The sequence below is a fragment of the Thiohalocapsa sp. genome, assembly GCF_019695415.1.
In the GTDB taxonomy this organism is placed as follows: domain Bacteria; phylum Pseudomonadota; class Gammaproteobacteria; order Chromatiales; family Chromatiaceae; genus Thiohalocapsa.
Genome location: NZ_JAIFKJ010000470.1, coordinates 1 through 15,178 on the forward strand (window position 1 = coordinate 1; position 15,178 = coordinate 15,178).

Consider the following 15,178-nt stretch of genomic DNA (forward strand, 5'->3'; position numbering starts at 1 on the left):
ACCTAAGGAGATGCTGATTTATTGGGCATCCTGCCCAAAAATCAGACGGAGCCGGAAAACGCGGTTTCCCGGCTCCTGCATTTTCAGCGACTTGCGTCGCCGAAAATGGCGGGGCGTCCTGCCCCGCGCGGGAAGCGCCAATAAATCGGCGCTTCCCTAACCGAGCGGGATCACGGCTCGAACGTCAATGGATCGCCCGGCACCAAGCCGAGCTGTGCATCCGCGCGCCCCTGGTTCACGGCGATTTCCACCAAACCAAAGGCATTCTTGTACCAGAAGGGCTCGCCCTGTGGGACATCCGAGAAGGTCCGAGCGCGAGCGATGCGGACGTCTTTGATGCGCAGCCGGGTGGCCGACGAGAGGACACTGGCCGGGACGCCCGTGATCGCGTTGCCGAAGTGGTCGACATAGCAGACTGCCTGACACGATGCCGGCATATCCGCCCCTACTGCGTGGTCTGGGGATAGGGGCTCGGCAGCAGGCAGGCGGCCGGAGAGCAGTCGCTGAGCGATGGGGACGAACAGGTCGCGACCATGAAAGCTGGCCGACATGTCGGACGGCCGCCAGCGCACACGCCAGAGCTCGACGGCCTCCGAGCGCGACCGCAACAGCGGCACCAGCAGACCATTGTCCGGCGCCAGCAGCCAGTTGTTGCCGACGCGCGCGGCAAGCACGTCCCGGTCACTGCCGACACCTGGGTCTACCACACACAGGTAGAGGGTGTGGTTGGGCATGCCTCGCAGCAATCCCGGCAGGAGGTAGGCGGCGAGATCCGGCCGGAACGGCACCAAGTCAGAGATCAAATCCACCACTTGCACGGAAGGTCGTGCGCCAGCGAGCAGCAGCCGCATCTGCCCCACGTAGGGTCCGGCGCCGAAATCCGTCAAGAGCGCAAGGCGCCGGGGGCGCTGTTCACTGGGGAAACGCTGGCTCTCAGCGTGTCGCAACATGGCCGGACAACAAAAAGGCCGGGACAAGCCCGGCCCTTTCGGCTTTGAGGACGGCGTAATCGCCCGCCTGCCGACGGCAGTGCGCCCTTAAGCGCATCCGCTCAGACAGCCTCGTCTTCGTCCTCATCAACCTCCTCGACAATAGGCCGATCCACCAGCTCTACGAAGGCCATTGGAGCGGCATCGCCCGGGCGGAACCCGCACTTCAATATGCGCAGGTAGCCGCCCGGACGCGCCTGATACCGAGGGCCGAGCTCCGTGAAGAGCTTGCCCACGGCCTCTTTGTCGCGCAGCCGCGCAAAGGCGAGCCGCCGATGGTGGACAGAGTCTGTCTTACCGAGCGTGATCAGCGGTTCCGCAACGCGGCGCAGCTCCTTCGCCTTCGGCAGCGTGGTTTTGATGAGCTCATGACGAATCAGCGACCCGGCCATGTTCCGGAACATCGCGTCGCGATGCGCGCTGGTGCGGTTGAGGTGCCTACCGGCTTTGCGATGGCGCATGATCTTGCTTCCGTATCAGTCCAGTATACGAGCTGTCTACTTGACCATCAGCTCGTCGATATTCTCGGGCGGCCAATTGTCGAGGCGCATGCCGAGCGACAGCCCACGCGTGGCCAGCACATCTTTGATCTCGGTGAGCGACTTCTTGCCGAGGTTGGGCGTTTTCAGCAGCTCCACCTCGGTGCGCTGGATCAGATCGCCAATCAGGTAGATGTTCTCGGCCTTCAGACAGTTGGCCGAGCGCACCGTCAGCTCCAGCTCGTCCACGGGACGCACCAGGATCGGATCGAACGGCGGCTCCTTCGGCGCGTGCTCCGTCGGAGCCTCTCCGCCCACAGAGGTCTCCAGGTCGACGAAGCTGGAGAGCTGATCCCGCAGAATCATGGCGGCGCGCTGGATCGCCTCTTGCGGATCGATGGTGCCGTTGGTTTCCAGGTCGATCACGAGCCGATCGAGGTCGGTACGCTGCTCGACGCGCGCCGAAGGGACCTCGATGGCAACACGCCTCACCGGGCTGAATGATGCGTCCAGCGGCAGCTTGCCGATGGGCCGGTCCTCACCCGCTTCCACATCGCGCTGCGTCGCCGGCTCGTAGCCGCGGCCGCGCCGAATGGTGATCGTCATGCTGAGCTCGGTCTCGCCCGTCAGATTCGCAATGACCAAATCTGGGTTGGCGATTTCAGCGGTGTGGTCGATGGCAATGTCTCCGGCGGTGACCGGTCCAGGCCCCACCTTGCTCAGCGTGAAGGTGGCCTCGTCACGCCCGTTCAGCGCAATGGCAAGGTCCTTGAGGTTTAGCAGCACCTCGAGGACATCCTGCTGCACGCCTTCGAGGGTTGTGTACTCGTGAAGAATCCCCTGAATCTCCACTTCGGTAACCGCGCAGCCATCCATCGAGGACAGCAGGATGCGGCGCAGCGCGTTGCCAAGCGTATGGCCGAAGCCGCGCTCTAGGGGCTCTAGCGAAACCCGGGCGCGGTGCTTGGAGCCTTCAACGGGCTCTACTTTGACGATGCGCGGCTTGAGGAATCCGCTCCCGGCCTCTGCCATACTAGGAACCTCTGGGGTTGATACCTCTGGAATGTCTTATTTCGAGTACAGCTCGACGATGAGCGACTCGTTGATGTCCGCAGGTAGATCGGACCGGTCCGGTATGCGCTTGAAGACGCCCTTCGCTGCCTTGGTATCGACCTCGATCCACTCTACGAAGCCGTACTGCTCCGCCAGTGCCATCGCGTTTTGAACGCGCACTTGCTTCTTGGCTTTCTCGCGGACCTCGATCTCGTCCTCCGGGGCGACCATATAGGACGGGATGGATACCACTTCGCCGTTCACCAGAACGCCCTTGTGATTGATCAGCTGTCGTGCCTCGGCACGCGTCGACCCAAAGCCCATGCGGTAGGCCACCGAGTCGAGCCGACGCTCAAGGAGCTGAAGCAGGTTCTCGCCGGTGGCGCCCTTCAAGCGAGCCGCCTCTTTGTAGTAGCCACGGAACTGCTTCTCCATGACGCCGTACATCCGGCGAACCTTCTGCTTTTCACGCAGCTGCAGGCCATAGTCCGACAGACGACGACGGCGTTCCATCGCCTGGCCCGGGGTCTTTTCCATGTTGCATTTGGATTCCAACGCGCGCGCGCGGCTCTTGAGGCCCAGGTCCACGCCCTCGCGCCGCGCCAACTTACACGTCGGTCCGACATACCTTGCCATTTCGAATGTCTCTCCGCTTCAGACGCGCCGCTTCTTGGGCGGACGACAGCCATTGTGGGGGATGGGCGTCACGTCGGTGATGCTGGTTACCTTGAAACCGGCATTGTTGAGCGCGCGCACAGCGGACTCGCGCCCCGGCCCCGGCCCTTTCACGTTGACGTCCAGATTCATGATGCCGAACTCCTTCGCGGCGGCACCGGCGCGGGAGGCAGCCACCTGCGCAGCGAAGGGCGTGCTTTTACGTGAGCCGCGGAACCCGGAGCCGCCGGCGGTGGCCCACGCCAGGGCGTTGCCTTGCCGGTCTGTGATCGTGATGATCGTGTTATTGAACGACGCGTGCACGTGGGCGATCCCGTCGGCCACCTGCTTCTTGACCTTCTTACGCGTTTTTACCTGTTTTGCCACCAGATGCTCCCGGTAGATAATGCTGCGCGCTACGCCGGCCATGCCGACGCATGCGGCCCGCACCGCGGCTCAGTCGCCGTAATCAGCGCTTAATCGGCCGACGCGGACCCTTGCGAGTCCGCGCGTTGGTGCGCGTGCGCTGTCCTCGCAACGGCAGGCCTCGCCGATGGCGAATACCGCGGTTGCAGCCCAAGTCCATCAAACGCTTGATGTTCATGGACACCTCGCGCCGCAGATCGCCTTCGACGGTGTGCTTGCCCACCTCGTTACGCAGACGATCCACCTCGTCCTCGGACAGATCCTGAATTCGCGACGTGGCCGGCACATTGGCCGCGTCGCAGATCTGCGCCGCACGGGTCCGGCCGATGCCGTAGATGGCAGTCAGCGCGATCACCGCGTGCTTACGGTCCGGTATGTTGACGCCGGCAATGCGGGCCATGCTGAAAACTCCTCGCTGGTCGGTACGGACGCGGACGTAAACCGCGCAGGATACCAATGACTGAATGACGCGTCAACAAGGCACGCTTTAGCCTTGGCGCTGCTTGTGCCGAACGTCTTTGCAAATGACCCGCACCGTGCCATGACGGCGGATGATCTTGCAGTGCCGGCAGACTTTCTTTACCGATGCCTGTACTTTCATTTGATCAATCTCCTGTTTGGCTCCTCACTGGCGCCTCGCATTGGGAACCCGCGGGCGGCTGAGATGCCGGCGACCTCATGCCCAATCGCAGCCAAGGGTGACCCGCCCGTTGCGCAACAAAAAGCCGAATGTCGGCGACACCCGGGTTGCTGACTCGCCCGAAACCGGCCCGCAGCCGAGCTCAAAGCCCCTCGGCAGCCGCTGCACTTTGTCGCCGCCCTTGGCGCGCCACTCAGTCAGGGCTCCGCGCAGTGACGCTTGTGCCGGGCGCGGAGAATCTGCTGCGCCGTTAGCGCGTCAGACCGGCACCCGGCGCCTTGAGGTTGGCCTTTTTCATAAGACCTTCGTACTGATGCGACATCAGATGCGCCTGCACCTGGGCCATGAAGTCCATGACCACAACGACGACGATCAGCAGGGACGTACCACCGAAGTAGAAGGGCACGTTCCAGCCGACGATCAGGAACTCCGGAAGCAGGCAGACGGCGGTGATGTACAGCGCCCCGGCGGCTGTCAGGCGGGTCATGACCGTGTCGATGTAGCGCGCCGTCTGCTCGCCCGGGCGAATACCCGGGATGAACGCGCCGGAGCGCTTCAGATTGTCTGCTGTGTCCTTCGAGTTGAAGACCAACGCCGTGTAGAAGAAGCAGAAAAAGATGATCGCCGCCGCGTAGAAAATCACGTAGATGGGCTCGCCCGGCGAAAGTTTGGCCGTAATGTCCGCGAGCCAGCGCAGATCCTCAGACTGCCCGAACCACTGCCCCAGCGTACCCGGGAAAAGGATGATGCTCGATGCGAAGATCGGCGGGATCACGCCTGCCATGTTCAGCTTGAGGGGAAGATGGGTGCTTTGGGCGGCCATCATCCGCCGACCCTGCTGCCGCCTGGCATAGTTGACAGTGATCCTTCGCTGCCCTCGCTCCACGAAGACTACGAAGGCCGTCACGGCCAGTGCCAGTGCGAACAGCGCGAGCACGGTCAAGGCATTCATCTCGCCGGTTCGCACGAGCTCGAGGGTGCCGCCGACAGCGGCGGGCAAGCCTGCGACGATCCCGGCGAAGATGATCAGCGAGATGCCGTTGCCAATACCCCGCTCCGTAATCTGCTCGCCGAGCCACATCAGGAACATCGTACCCGTCACCAGCGACACCGCAGCGGTAAAAACGAAGCCGAAGCCTTGGGTTACGACGATCGGCGAGCCGCCCGCCGTTTGCCCCTGCAGCGCAATGGAGATACCAATGGCCTGGAAGGTCGCCAGCACCACCGTGCCGTAGCGCGTGTACTGGGTAATCTTTCGGCGACCCGCTTCGCCTTCCTTCTTGAGCTGCTCGAGCTTCGGGATGACCGCGGCCATCAGCTGCATGATGATACTTGCCGAAATGTACGGCATGATGCCGAGGGCCAGAATACTCGCCCGTTCCAGCGCACCCCCGGAAAACATGTTGAACATGTCCAGAATGGAGCCCTGGTTCTGGTCGAACAGGACGGCCAGCGCCTCCGGGTTCACACCCGGCACGGGGATAAAGGTGCCGATGCGATACACGAGCAGTGCACCGAGCACAAACAGCAGGCGCTGTCGCAGCTCCGTGAGCCTGCCCATGCCCCCGAGGGACTGCATGGCCGATACACCGCTTTTCGCCATAGGTCTCTCGTCGAACCCGCAGTTCTGTCACCTTCGGCAATGCTGCGTCGCGATGGTGACGGTAAGCCGTAATGATATGCGGCACCCTATGACGGGTGCTTAGGCGTCCAGTACCGTGCCGCCGGTGGCTTCGATGGCCGCCTTCGCGCCGCTGGTCACAGCGACACCCCGTACCGTGACCGCCCGCGTCAGCTCACCCGACTTGATGATCTTGACCCGCTTGACGGCCCCATTGATCAGGCCCGCGGCCCGCAAGGTTTCCACCGTAATCTCGTCGCCCGAAACATGGCCGAGCTCGCTGAGCCGCACCTCGTCGCGATCGATCGCCCGCCGCGAGCGAAAGCCCACCTTGGGAAGGCGGCGCTGCAACGGCATCTGCCCACCCTCGAACCCGAGCTTGTGAAAACCGCCGGAGCGGGACTTCTGACCCTTGTGGCCACGCCCACCCGTCTTGCCCAGCCCACTGCCGATGCCCCGACCGACGCGCTTACGCGCTGGATGACTGCCCGGAGCCGGCTTCAAATCGTTTAAGCGCATCTCAGCTCTCCTTGACCTCGCGCACCATGTAGTTGACCTTGTTGAGCATGCCGCGAGTCGCCGGCGTGTCTTCGACCTCAACGACCTGATGAATACGCCTGAGCCCCAGCCCACGCACGCAGGCTTGGTGATTCTTGAGACGCCCGTGCAGGCTGCGAAAGAGCTGGACGTGCATCGTCGGCTTATTTCCCGCCGGGCTCATGACAGAATCTCCTCGACAGTCTTGCCGCGCTTCGCGGCTACCAGCTCGGCATCAGCCATCTCCGTCAGGCCATTGATGGTGGCGCGCACCACGTTCATGGCGTTGTTGGTTCCGATGCACTTGGCGAGCACGTCCTGAACGCCGACCACTTCGAAGACCGCCCGCATGGCTCCGCCAGCGATGATGCCGGTACCCTCGGAGGCGGGCTGCATGTACACCCGCGCGGCACCGTGCCGGCCGACGAGAGGATACTGAAGTGTCGCGCCCCTGAGGCGAACGTCCACCATGTTCTTGCGTGCTGATTCCATGGCCTTTTGGATCGCCACCGGCACCTCTCGGGCCTTGCCGGTACCGAAACCAACGCGGCCCTTGCCATCGCCGACCACGGTGAGTGCACCGAAGCCGAACACCCGGCCGCCCTTGACCACCTTTGCCACCCGGTTGACGGAGATGAGCTTCTCGAGCAGCTCGTCGCCTTCCGGCTTGGGGTTGAATGCTGCCATCGTCGGTACCTCAGAACTGGAGTCCGCTTTCGCGGGCCGCGTCCGCCAACGCCTTGACGCGACCGTGATATTTAAAGCCCGAGCGATCGAAGCTCACCTGCTCGACGCCAGCGGCGCGGGCCCGCTCGGCAACGATCCTGCCGACGACGGCGGCCGCGCTGATGTTGCCGGAGTGCCCCTCTGCGCTCTGCCGATACTCCTTGTCCAGCGTCGACGCGCTGGCGACAACGCGGTTACCGTCCGGCGAGATGATTTGGGCGTAAATGTGTCGCGGAGAGCGATGCACACACAGCCGATGGGCACCAAGCTCGCGGATCTTCGACCGCGCTCGGGCAGCGCGACGCAGCCGGGATTGTTTCTTGTCCATCGCTGACACCCTACTTCTTCTTCGCTTCTTTACGCACGACGTACTCGTCGGAGTACCTCACGCCTTTACCCTTGTAGGGCTCAGGCGGCCGGAAACCGCGGATCTCGGCGGCCACCTGACCGACGCGCTGTTTGTCGGCGCCCTTGACGACGATCTCGGTTGCAGCCGGCGTCTCGATCTCGATGCCGTCCGGCACCGGATAATCGATGGGGTGCGAAAAACCGAGCGCGAGGTTCAACACCTTGCCTTTGGCCTGTGCACGATAGCCGACTCCCACAAGATTGAGCTTGCGCTCGAAGCCGGTGCTCACACCGGTGACCATGTTGTTGATGAGCGCCCGAGTCGTACCCGCCATGGCCCAGTGCTCGGGCCGATCGCCAGCGGGCGACACGCGGACGACGCCATCTTCGACAGCGACAGTCACGCTGTCATGCACGGTCCAGCTCATAGTGCCCTTGGACCCCTTGACGGCGACGTCCTGCCCGGAGATCTTCACCTCGACCCCCGAGGGAATCTTGACAGGCGCTTTTGCGATTCTTGACATGCCGAGCCTCCTTACGCGACGTAGGCGATGACTTCGCCACCGTGACCCGCCTCACGGGCTTGGCGGTCCGTCATCAGTCCCTTGGACGTGGAGACTATCGCGATGCCGAGACCGCCCCAGACACGGGGCAGCTCGTTGCGGCCACGATAGATGCGAAGTCCCGGCCGCGAGATGCGCTTCAGCTCCTCGATGACCGGCTTGCCCCGGAAGTACTTGAGCCGCAGCTCCAGCACAGCCTTGCCTTCTACATCCTGGATTGCGTAATCGTGGATGTATCCTTCGTCCTTGAGCAAGGCCGCAATGGCTTTCTTCTGTTTCGAGGAAGGCATGCGGATGGTGATCTTGCCACGTGCCTGGCCATTGCGAATATGCGTCAGCATGTCCGCAATCGGATCCGACATACTCATTGTGCTTCTCCCAAGGGGTCAGACCGCCGGCCTCGGCGCGATACCCGCTACGTACGACAACCGCGACGGGACCAAACCGTCGCAGCACTGTTGCTCCGCTTTGCGCGCGTTGTTGCTACCAGCTCGCCTTGACGACACCCGGCACGTCGCCGCGCATCACTGCCTCCCGCAGCTTATTCCGGCATAGCCCGAATTTGCGGTACACCGCGTGCGGCCGGCCACTGACACGGCAGCGACGCTGCTTGCGCGCCGGACTCGCATCCCGGGGCAGCTTCTGCAGCGCGACCACGGCCGCATCAACGGCGTCTGGCTCTGCGCTGCGGTCATTGATGATCGCCTTAAGACGCTCGCGCTTCGCAGCATAACGCGCTGCAGTCTGGGCCCGCTTAATCTCGCGGGCAATCATGCTCTTCTTTGCCATGAATCGGCCTATGTCCGGAACGGAAAATTGAATGCGTCCAACAGTGCTCGGCCCTCTTCATCGGTCCCAGCCGTCGTCGTGATAGTGACGTCGAGGCCGCGGATGGCGTCGATTTTGTCGTAATCGATCTCCGGGAAGATGATCTGCTCGCGAACGCCCATGGAGTAGTTGCCACGGCCATCAAACGCCTTCGGACTGAGTCCGCGGAAGTCACGGATACGCGGGATGGCGACGTTGATCAACCGATCCAGGAACTCGTACATCCGTTCGCGACGAAGGGTCACCTTGCAGCCGATGGGCCAACCCTCGCGGATCTTAAACCCGGCAACCGACTTACGCGCTTTGGTGACGATGGGCTTCTGCCCGGAGATACGGGTCAGGTCGGCGACCGCGTTCTCCATGATCTTCTTGTCGTTGATTGCTTCACCGACCCCCATGTTGAGTGTGACCTTCACCAACCGCGGCACCTGCATGACGCTTTCGTAGCCAAAGCGCTGTTGCAGCTGGTCGACGATCTGCTCCCGATATTGTGTTGCCAGTCTGGACATATCTGCTCAACTCAAACGTCGACGACTTCGCCGTCGGATTTGAACACCCGCACCTTGCGGCCGTCTCCGAGCACCTTGAAACCGACCCGGTCAGCCGCGCCCTTGGTCGGGTTAAATATCCCAACATTGGACACGTGCAGCGGCATCTCCTTATCCATAAGGCCACCCGAGATGCCTCGGTTCGGGTTGGGCTTCTGGTGCTTCTTCGCAACGTTCACGTTCTCAACAACCACCCGTTCGGCGTCGATGACACGCAGCACTGTGCCTCGTTTGCCCTTGTCCTTACCGGCGATGACCATGACGTCATCACCCACCTTGATTTTGCGCATAGCTATACCCCTGTCCGCGTTCGCTGCCGCCTGCCACGCCCCTGCTTACAACACCTCAGGCGCAAGCGAGATGATCTTCATGAACCGCTCGCCGCGCAGCTCGCGTGTGACCGGACCGAAAATGCGAGTGCCGATGGGCTGTAGCTGATTGTTTAGTAGCACCGCCGCGTTGCCGTCGAAGCGAATCAGGGAGCCATCCGAGCGGCGCACGCCCTTGCGGGTACGAACGACCACGGCGTTGAAGACGTCGCCCTTCTTGACCTTGCCGCGAGGAATGGCATCCTTGACCGTGACTTTGACGATGTCACCGATGTTTGCGTAGCGTCGATGGGAGCCACCCAGCACCTTGATGCACTGCACGGCCCGTGCGCCACTGTTGTCCGCGACCGCGAGGCGGGTTTGCATTTGAATCATTGTCGGTACCTACCTCTGCAAGAATTTGCTGGGCGGCCGGAGCAGCGGGCGCTGTCCGTGCCGCGACCCTTACGCCCCAATTCTTAGCGCGCCTTTTCGACGATATCCACCAGCCGCCAGCACTTGGTCTTGGACAGCGGGCGGCACTGTTCCACCCGCACCAGGTCGCCGTTATTGCAGGCGTTCTCTGCGTCGTGGGCATGCAGCTTCATGGAGCGGCGCAGAAACTTGCCGTACAGCGGATGCTTCACGCGCCGCTCGACCAGCACGGTAATGGTTTGGTCCATCGCATTGCTGACGACGCGGCCGCTCAAAATTCGATTGCTCTTGTCTTCGGACATTTCGCTTTGTTCCGTCACCGCCGTTCCGCTCACGGGAGCAGCTTCTGTCAGTGTCAGGCGTCGGGTTTACCAGCCGCAGCCTGCTCCGCCAAAACCGTCTTGATGCGCGCGATCTCGCGGCGCACGGTCTTGAACTGGGACGGTCGGTTCAGCTGACCGCTACCCTTTTGCATCCGCAGATTGAACTGCTCCTTGAGCAACTCCAGCAGCTGCTTTTCCAAGTCATCGCGCGTCTGCCCGCGCAGCTCGCCGGCCTTGCTCACAGCATGGTCCTCTTCTCGAATTTGGTCTGTACCGGCAGCTTCGCAGCTGCCAGCCGGAAGGCCTCGCGGGCGAGGTCTTCGGAAACACCCTCGATTTCGTAGAGCATCCGACCAGGCTGGACCAGCGCAACCCAGTACTCGACGTTGCCCTTACCCTTGCCCATACGTACCTCCAAAGGCTTCTTGGAGATGGGCTTATCGGGGAAGAGCCGGATCCACAGTTTGCCCCCGCGACGCACTTTACGCGTGATGGCACGGCGAGCGGCCTCGATTTGGCGCGCAGTGATCCGGCCGCGACCGGTGGCTTTCAGCCCATACTCGCCGAAGGAGACCTGATTTCCGCTCTGAGCGAGGCCGCGATTGCGGCCCTTTTGCTGTTTGCGGAACTTGGTTCTTTTCGGTTGCAGCATCTTTTATCCCCTGCGTGCGCTGCGCTTCTCCGGGGCCTGCGGCTCTTCAGGCATGCCCTCGAAAACCTCACCTCGGAAAATCCACACCTTGACGCCAAGGATGCCGTAGGTCGTGCGCGCCTCGGCAAAGCCGTAGTCGATATCGGCGCGGAGTGTATGCAACGGCACGCGGCCCTCGCGATACCACTCGGAGCGCGCGATCTCCGCGCCATTCAGCCTGCCGGCGATATTGACACGGACGCCCCCAGCACCTGCGCGCATGGTGGATTGCACAGCGCGCTTCATGGCGCGACGAAACATGATGCGACGCTCAAGCTGTTGGGCAATGCCCTCGGCAACCAACTGGGCGTCAAGCTCCGGCTTTCGGATTTCCTCGATGCTGATGTGCACCGGAATGCCCATGCGCCGAGAAACCTCAGCACGCAGCTTGTCAATCTCCTCACCCTTCTTGCCGATCACCACACCTGGCCGGGCCGTATGGATGGTGATGTGCGCATTTTTGGCTGGGCGATTGATTTGAATGCGACTCACGGAGGCGGCAGCAAGCTTCTTCTTCAGGAACTCCCGCACCTCAATGTCGTTGTTCAGAAAGTCGGCATAATCCTTGGAATCTGCGTACCAGGTGGACGTCCAGTCCTTGACGATACCGAGCCTTATGCCGGTCGGATTAACTTTTTGTCCCATGACCTCTTGCCACCTCAGCCCTCAGCGACCGTCACACTGATGTGACTGGTCCGTTTGAAGATACGCGTGGCCCTGCCCTTGGCGCGGGCACGGATGCGCTTCATGGTGGGGCCCTCGTTCACCTGAACCGCAACGACCTTCAGCTCATCTACGTCAGCACCTTCGTTGTGCTCGGCGTTGGCAATCGCCGACTCGAGGATCTTGCGGAAGATCTCAGCCGCTTTCTTGGTGCTGAACTGTAGGTCGTTGAGTGCACTCTCCACCTGCCTACCCCGGATTTGGTCGCCGACTAGACGTGCCTTCTGCGCCGAGATACGCGCATATTTGAGTGTTGCCACCGCTTGCATGATGCTTCTCCTGGTCGTCCCGGCTCAGCGCTTCTTCGCTTTGCGGTCAGCAGCATGACCGCGAAAGGTCCGCGTCAGGGCGAACTCACCGAGCTTATGGCCGATCATGTTCTCATTGATCAAGATCGGCACATGCTGGCGACCATTGTGGACAGCGATGGTCAAACCGACCATCTCCGGCAGGACCATCGAGCGCCGGGACCACGTCTTGATCGGGCGCTTACTGTTCTGGGCAACTGCATCGGACACCTTCTTCGCGAGATGGTGGTCGATGAACGGGCCTTTTCTGATTGAGCGTGGCACTGACTCGAACCTCGAAGCTGTTACTACTTGCGACCGCGACGACGCACGATCATGCCGTCGGTACGCTTGTTCTTGCGTGTCTTGTAGCCCTTGGTCGGCACGCCCCATGGCGTCACCGGGTTGCGGCCACCGGATGTGCGGCCCTCACCACCACCATGCGGGTGGTCTACCGGGTTCATCACGACGCCGCGCACGGTTGGCCTAACGCCACGCCAGCGGGCTGCCCCAGCTTTGCCGAGCTTCCGCAGGCTGTGCTCGCCGTTGCCAACGACGCCGATGATGGCCCTACATTCCGCGTGAACCTTGCGCATCTCACCGGAGCGAAGCCGAAGGGTGGCATTGTTTCCGTCACGTGCGACCAGCTGGATAGAGGCGCCCGCAGAGCGAGCGAGCTGCGCACCCTTGCCGGGCCGGAGCTCCACGCCGTGCACTTCGGTACCAACCGGAATGTTGCGCAACGGCAGACAGTTGCCGACTGCAATCGGCGCGGTTTCCGAGGAGACCACGGTGTCGCCAACCTTGAGGCCCTTCGGCGCGAGCACGTAGGCCCAGTCGCCATCGGCGTACTTAAGCAGCGCCAGGTTCGCTGAGCGGTTCGGGTCATACTCGAAGCGCACCACCGACGCCGGAACATCCTGCTTACGTCGCTTGAAGTCGACCAGCCGGTAACGTTGTTTGTGCCCGCCACCGCGGTGCCGAACGCTAATTCGACCGGCGTTATTGCGTCCGCCGCTGCGACTCTTCTTCGCTACCAGTTGGCTCATGGGCGGCCCCCGGTGCAAGTCCGGGGTGGTCACCTTGACCATAAACCGCCGTCCCGGCGACGAAGGTCTCATCTTTGCGATTGCCATGTCGGTCTACTCCTGCGCGGCGTCGCTCACGCGCCGCCGCCGAAATCGATATCCTGCCCGGGCTTCAGGCGCACATAAGCCTTGCGCCAATCTGGACGGCGGCCGACGCGGGCGCCGAAGCGCTTGCGCTTGCCCTTGACGTTGAGCACCTGAACGTTGTCCACCTGCACGTCAAACATCAGCTCTACGGCGCGCCCAATCTCGCGCTTGGTAGCATCGGTACTCACCCGGAATACGAACTGGCCGCCGTTGTCTGCAGCGAGTGTGGACTTCTCTGAGACCACCGGGCCCATCAGAACCTTCATCAAGCGTTCTTGATTCATGCGAAGCGCTCCTCCAGGCGACGCAGGGCCGCCTCGGTGCAGACCACGTGCTCGAAGCCCACGAGGCTCACTGGGTCGACGCTCGCGGCGGTGGCGACGTCCACATGTGGCATGTTTCGTGCCCCGAGAAACAGCGGATCATCGCGGCTTTCGACAACGATCAGGGCCGACGCCACCGACAGCTCGCGCAGCTTGGCCGCAACCTCCTTGGTCTTTGGCGCCGCGAGCTGCCATTGTGGCAACACCGCGAGTCGGCCGGCACGCGCCAGCTCCGAGAGGATGGCGCGCACCGCCCCCCGGTACATCTTGCGGTTGACCTTCTGCGCGTAGCTGCGAGGCTCCGCGGCGAACACCTTGCCGCCCGAGCGCCACAGGGGACTGCGGGTGGTGCCTGCGCGGGCACGGCCGGTTCCCTTCTGCCGATACGGCTTGGAGCCACCGCCGCTCACCGCGGCGCGGTTCTTCTGGGCCTTAGTGCCGGCGCGGGCGCCCGCCAAGTAGGCGGTAACCACCTGATGCACCAGCGGCTCGTTGTAATCGGCACCGAAGACGGCGTCAGAAACCTCAACCGTCGCGCCATTGGCTGCATTGAGCTGCATGACTGCCTCAACCCTTGTTCTTTTGCTTAACCGACGGCAGCACGATCAGCTGCCCGCCGGCGGGGCCCGGCACACCGCCCTTTACCAACAGCAGATTGCGCTCTGCGTCCACACGGACGACTTCGAGGTTCTGCTGGCAGCGGTTCACGTTGCCGTGCTGGCCCGCCATCCGCTTGCCCTTGAACACGCGACCGGGCGTTTGACACTGCCCGATGGAGCCTGGCGCGCGATGCGAAAGCGAATTGCCATGGCTGTTGTCCTGTCCCCGGAAATGGTGCCGACGGATACCGCCGGAGAAGCCACGGCCCTTGGTGACACCACGGACATCGACCTTTTGGCCCACCTGGAACAGGCTCACACCGACCTCGCTACCGGGCTGAAGCTCCTTGCCTTCGTCTGCGTCGAGGCGGAATTCGCGCAGGTCATTGCCTGCCTCTACACCGGCTTTTGCGAAGTGGCCGGCCATGGGCTTGGTGACTCGGGAGGCTCGCCGCTGTCCTGCGGTCAGCTGTACCGCGCGATAGCCATCGACGTCCTCGCTGCGCACCTGACTGACGCGGTTCGGCGCCACCTCGATCACGGTGACCGGCACGCTCGCGCCGTCATCGGCGAAGATGCGTGTCATACCGGCCTTGCGTCCGATTACCCCTATGCTCATATCTGCCTTCCCGTTCAGCCCGGTGCCCCGTTACGCATTGGGCACCACGGCGGTCTGTGCTCTGTCAGCTCAACCGGATCGAGACGTCGACGCCGGCGGCCAGATCTAGCTTCATCAGCGCGTCCACGGTTTTGTCCGTGGGGTCGACGATGTCCATCAGCCGCTTGTGCGTGCGCAGCTCGTACTGATCACGCGCATCCTTGTTGACGTGCGGGGAGATCAGCACCGTGTAGCGCTCGTGCTTGGAGGGCAGCGGCACAGGGCCGCGCACCTGGGCACCGGT

29 protein-coding genes are annotated in these 15,178 nt (G+C 62.6%); all 29 read right to left on the bottom strand.

The genetic code is table 11. From position 1 onward, the window contains the following. Positions 1-170: 170 nt before the first annotated feature. Positions 171-950: an SAM-dependent chlorinase/fluorinase gene (locus I6U14_RS13070; RefSeq protein ID WP_296899959.1), complete on the bottom strand. Its 780-nt coding sequence runs from the start codon at positions 948-950 to the stop codon at positions 171-173. Positions 951-1,051: 101 nt separating this feature from the next. Next, positions 1,052-1,450 carry a 50S ribosomal protein L17 gene (gene rplQ, locus I6U14_RS13075; RefSeq protein WP_296899961.1) on the bottom strand — a complete coding sequence of 133 codons (399 nt, stop codon included), beginning with the start codon at positions 1,448-1,450 and terminating at the stop codon, positions 1,052-1,054. Positions 1,451-1,486: 36 nt separating this feature from the next. Further along, positions 1,487-2,500 carry a DNA-directed RNA polymerase subunit alpha gene (gene rpoA, locus I6U14_RS13080; RefSeq protein WP_296899963.1) on the bottom strand — a complete coding sequence of 338 codons (1,014 nt, stop codon included), beginning with the start codon at positions 2,498-2,500 and terminating at the stop codon, positions 1,487-1,489. A 36-nt stretch (positions 2,501-2,536) separates the two neighbouring features. Then, positions 2,537-3,157: a 30S ribosomal protein S4 gene (rpsD, locus tag I6U14_RS13085; protein ID WP_296899965.1), complete on the bottom strand. Its 621-nt coding sequence runs from the start codon at positions 3,155-3,157 to the stop codon at positions 2,537-2,539. A gap of 18 nt (positions 3,158-3,175) precedes the next feature. Next, positions 3,176-3,604 carry a 30S ribosomal protein S11 gene (gene rpsK, locus I6U14_RS13090; RefSeq protein WP_296899967.1) on the bottom strand — a complete coding sequence of 143 codons (429 nt, stop codon included), beginning with the start codon at positions 3,602-3,604 and terminating at the stop codon, positions 3,176-3,178. A 40-nt stretch (positions 3,605-3,644) separates the two neighbouring features. Further along, entirely contained in the window at positions 3,645-4,001 is a 357-nt protein-coding gene (rpsM, locus tag I6U14_RS13095) for a 30S ribosomal protein S13 (protein WP_296899968.1), read from the bottom strand. Between the two features lie 87 nt (positions 4,002-4,088). Next, complete coding sequence (gene rpmJ, locus I6U14_RS13100) at positions 4,089-4,202, bottom strand: 50S ribosomal protein L36 (RefSeq protein ID WP_296899969.1); 114 nt, start codon at positions 4,200-4,202, stop codon at positions 4,089-4,091. 289 nt (positions 4,203-4,491) lie between these two features. After that, positions 4,492-5,844: a preprotein translocase subunit SecY gene (secY, locus tag I6U14_RS13105; protein WP_296899970.1), complete on the bottom strand. Its 1,353-nt coding sequence runs from the start codon at positions 5,842-5,844 to the stop codon at positions 4,492-4,494. 99 nt (positions 5,845-5,943) lie between these two features. Beyond that, the gene (gene rplO, locus I6U14_RS13110) at positions 5,944-6,381 is read right to left on the bottom strand and encodes a 50S ribosomal protein L15 (protein ID WP_296899971.1); all 438 of its coding nucleotides are present in this window, start codon (positions 6,379-6,381) and stop codon (positions 5,944-5,946) included. A gap of 1 nt (position 6,382) precedes the next feature. Next, positions 6,383-6,583 carry a 50S ribosomal protein L30 gene (gene rpmD / locus I6U14_RS13115; protein WP_296899972.1) on the bottom strand — a complete coding sequence of 67 codons (201 nt, stop codon included), beginning with the start codon at positions 6,581-6,583 and terminating at the stop codon, positions 6,383-6,385. Continuing rightward, complete coding sequence (gene rpsE, locus I6U14_RS13120) at positions 6,580-7,086, bottom strand: 30S ribosomal protein S5 (protein ID WP_296899973.1); 507 nt, start codon at positions 7,084-7,086, stop codon at positions 6,580-6,582. The genes rpmD and rpsE overlap by 4 nt, the downstream gene beginning before the upstream one ends. 10 nt (positions 7,087-7,096) lie before the next feature. Continuing rightward, entirely contained in the window at positions 7,097-7,453 is a 357-nt protein-coding gene (gene rplR, locus I6U14_RS13125; RefSeq protein ID WP_296899974.1) for a 50S ribosomal protein L18, read from the bottom strand. 10 nt (positions 7,454-7,463) lie between these two features. After that, on the bottom strand, positions 7,464-7,997 hold the full coding sequence (gene rplF / locus I6U14_RS13130; protein WP_296899975.1) for a 50S ribosomal protein L6: 534 nt from the start codon (positions 7,995-7,997) through the stop codon (positions 7,464-7,466). A gap of 11 nt (positions 7,998-8,008) precedes the next feature. Beyond that, positions 8,009-8,404, bottom strand: a complete 396-nt coding sequence (gene rpsH, locus I6U14_RS13135; protein WP_296899976.1) for a 30S ribosomal protein S8 — start codon at positions 8,402-8,404, stop codon at positions 8,009-8,011. A gap of 115 nt (positions 8,405-8,519) precedes the next feature. Next, entirely contained in the window at positions 8,520-8,825 is a 306-nt protein-coding gene (rpsN, locus tag I6U14_RS13140) for a 30S ribosomal protein S14 (protein ID WP_296899977.1), read from the bottom strand. Positions 8,826-8,833: 8 nt separating this feature from the next. Continuing rightward, the gene (rplE, locus tag I6U14_RS13145) at positions 8,834-9,373 is read right to left on the bottom strand and encodes a 50S ribosomal protein L5 (protein WP_296899978.1); all 540 of its coding nucleotides are present in this window, start codon (positions 9,371-9,373) and stop codon (positions 8,834-8,836) included. Positions 9,374-9,384: 11 nt separating this feature from the next. Further along, a complete protein-coding gene (gene rplX / locus I6U14_RS13150; protein ID WP_296899979.1) occupies positions 9,385-9,702 on the bottom strand; it encodes a 50S ribosomal protein L24 in 318 nt (105 codons plus the stop codon). 45 nt (positions 9,703-9,747) lie between these two features. Next, positions 9,748-10,116 (bottom strand): 50S ribosomal protein L14, encoded by a 369-nt coding sequence (rplN, locus tag I6U14_RS13155; RefSeq protein ID WP_296899980.1) that lies wholly within the window; start codon positions 10,114-10,116, stop codon positions 9,748-9,750. A gap of 83 nt (positions 10,117-10,199) precedes the next feature. Further along, the gene (gene rpsQ, locus I6U14_RS13160; protein ID WP_296899981.1) at positions 10,200-10,457 is read right to left on the bottom strand and encodes a 30S ribosomal protein S17; all 258 of its coding nucleotides are present in this window, start codon (positions 10,455-10,457) and stop codon (positions 10,200-10,202) included. 53 nt (positions 10,458-10,510) lie between these two features. Beyond that, entirely contained in the window at positions 10,511-10,720 is a 210-nt protein-coding gene (gene rpmC, locus I6U14_RS13165) for a 50S ribosomal protein L29 (RefSeq protein WP_296899982.1), read from the bottom strand. Beyond that, positions 10,717-11,130 (bottom strand): 50S ribosomal protein L16, encoded by a 414-nt coding sequence (gene rplP / locus I6U14_RS13170; RefSeq protein WP_296899983.1) that lies wholly within the window; start codon positions 11,128-11,130, stop codon positions 10,717-10,719. The genes rpmC and rplP overlap by 4 nt, the downstream gene beginning before the upstream one ends. A gap of 3 nt (positions 11,131-11,133) precedes the next feature. Further along, positions 11,134-11,814 (bottom strand): 30S ribosomal protein S3, encoded by a 681-nt coding sequence (rpsC, locus tag I6U14_RS13175; RefSeq protein WP_296899984.1) that lies wholly within the window; start codon positions 11,812-11,814, stop codon positions 11,134-11,136. Positions 11,815-11,828: 14 nt separating this feature from the next. After that, entirely contained in the window at positions 11,829-12,161 is a 333-nt protein-coding gene (gene rplV, locus I6U14_RS13180; protein WP_296899985.1) for a 50S ribosomal protein L22, read from the bottom strand. 24 nt (positions 12,162-12,185) lie between these two features. Further along, positions 12,186-12,464 (bottom strand): 30S ribosomal protein S19, encoded by a 279-nt coding sequence (gene rpsS / locus I6U14_RS13185; protein WP_295885695.1) that lies wholly within the window; start codon positions 12,462-12,464, stop codon positions 12,186-12,188. 23 nt (positions 12,465-12,487) lie between these two features. Further along, a complete protein-coding gene (rplB, locus tag I6U14_RS13190; RefSeq protein WP_296899986.1) occupies positions 12,488-13,315 on the bottom strand; it encodes a 50S ribosomal protein L2 in 828 nt (275 codons plus the stop codon). Between the two features lie 26 nt (positions 13,316-13,341). Further along, positions 13,342-13,638, bottom strand: coding sequence for a 50S ribosomal protein L23 (rplW, locus tag I6U14_RS13195; RefSeq protein WP_296899987.1), 297 nt, complete (start codon positions 13,636-13,638; stop codon positions 13,342-13,344). Continuing rightward, positions 13,635-14,237 carry a 50S ribosomal protein L4 gene (gene rplD, locus I6U14_RS13200; RefSeq protein ID WP_296899988.1) on the bottom strand — a complete coding sequence of 201 codons (603 nt, stop codon included), beginning with the start codon at positions 14,235-14,237 and terminating at the stop codon, positions 13,635-13,637. Before rplD ends, rplW begins: the two co-directional genes overlap by 4 nt. A gap of 7 nt (positions 14,238-14,244) precedes the next feature. Beyond that, complete coding sequence (gene rplC / locus I6U14_RS13205) at positions 14,245-14,895, bottom strand: 50S ribosomal protein L3 (protein WP_296899989.1); 651 nt, start codon at positions 14,893-14,895, stop codon at positions 14,245-14,247. A 64-nt stretch (positions 14,896-14,959) separates the two neighbouring features. Then, positions 14,960-15,178, bottom strand: a 219-nt coding sequence (rpsJ, locus tag I6U14_RS13210) for a 30S ribosomal protein S10 (RefSeq protein WP_296899990.1), incomplete at its 5' end; no start/stop codon positions are given.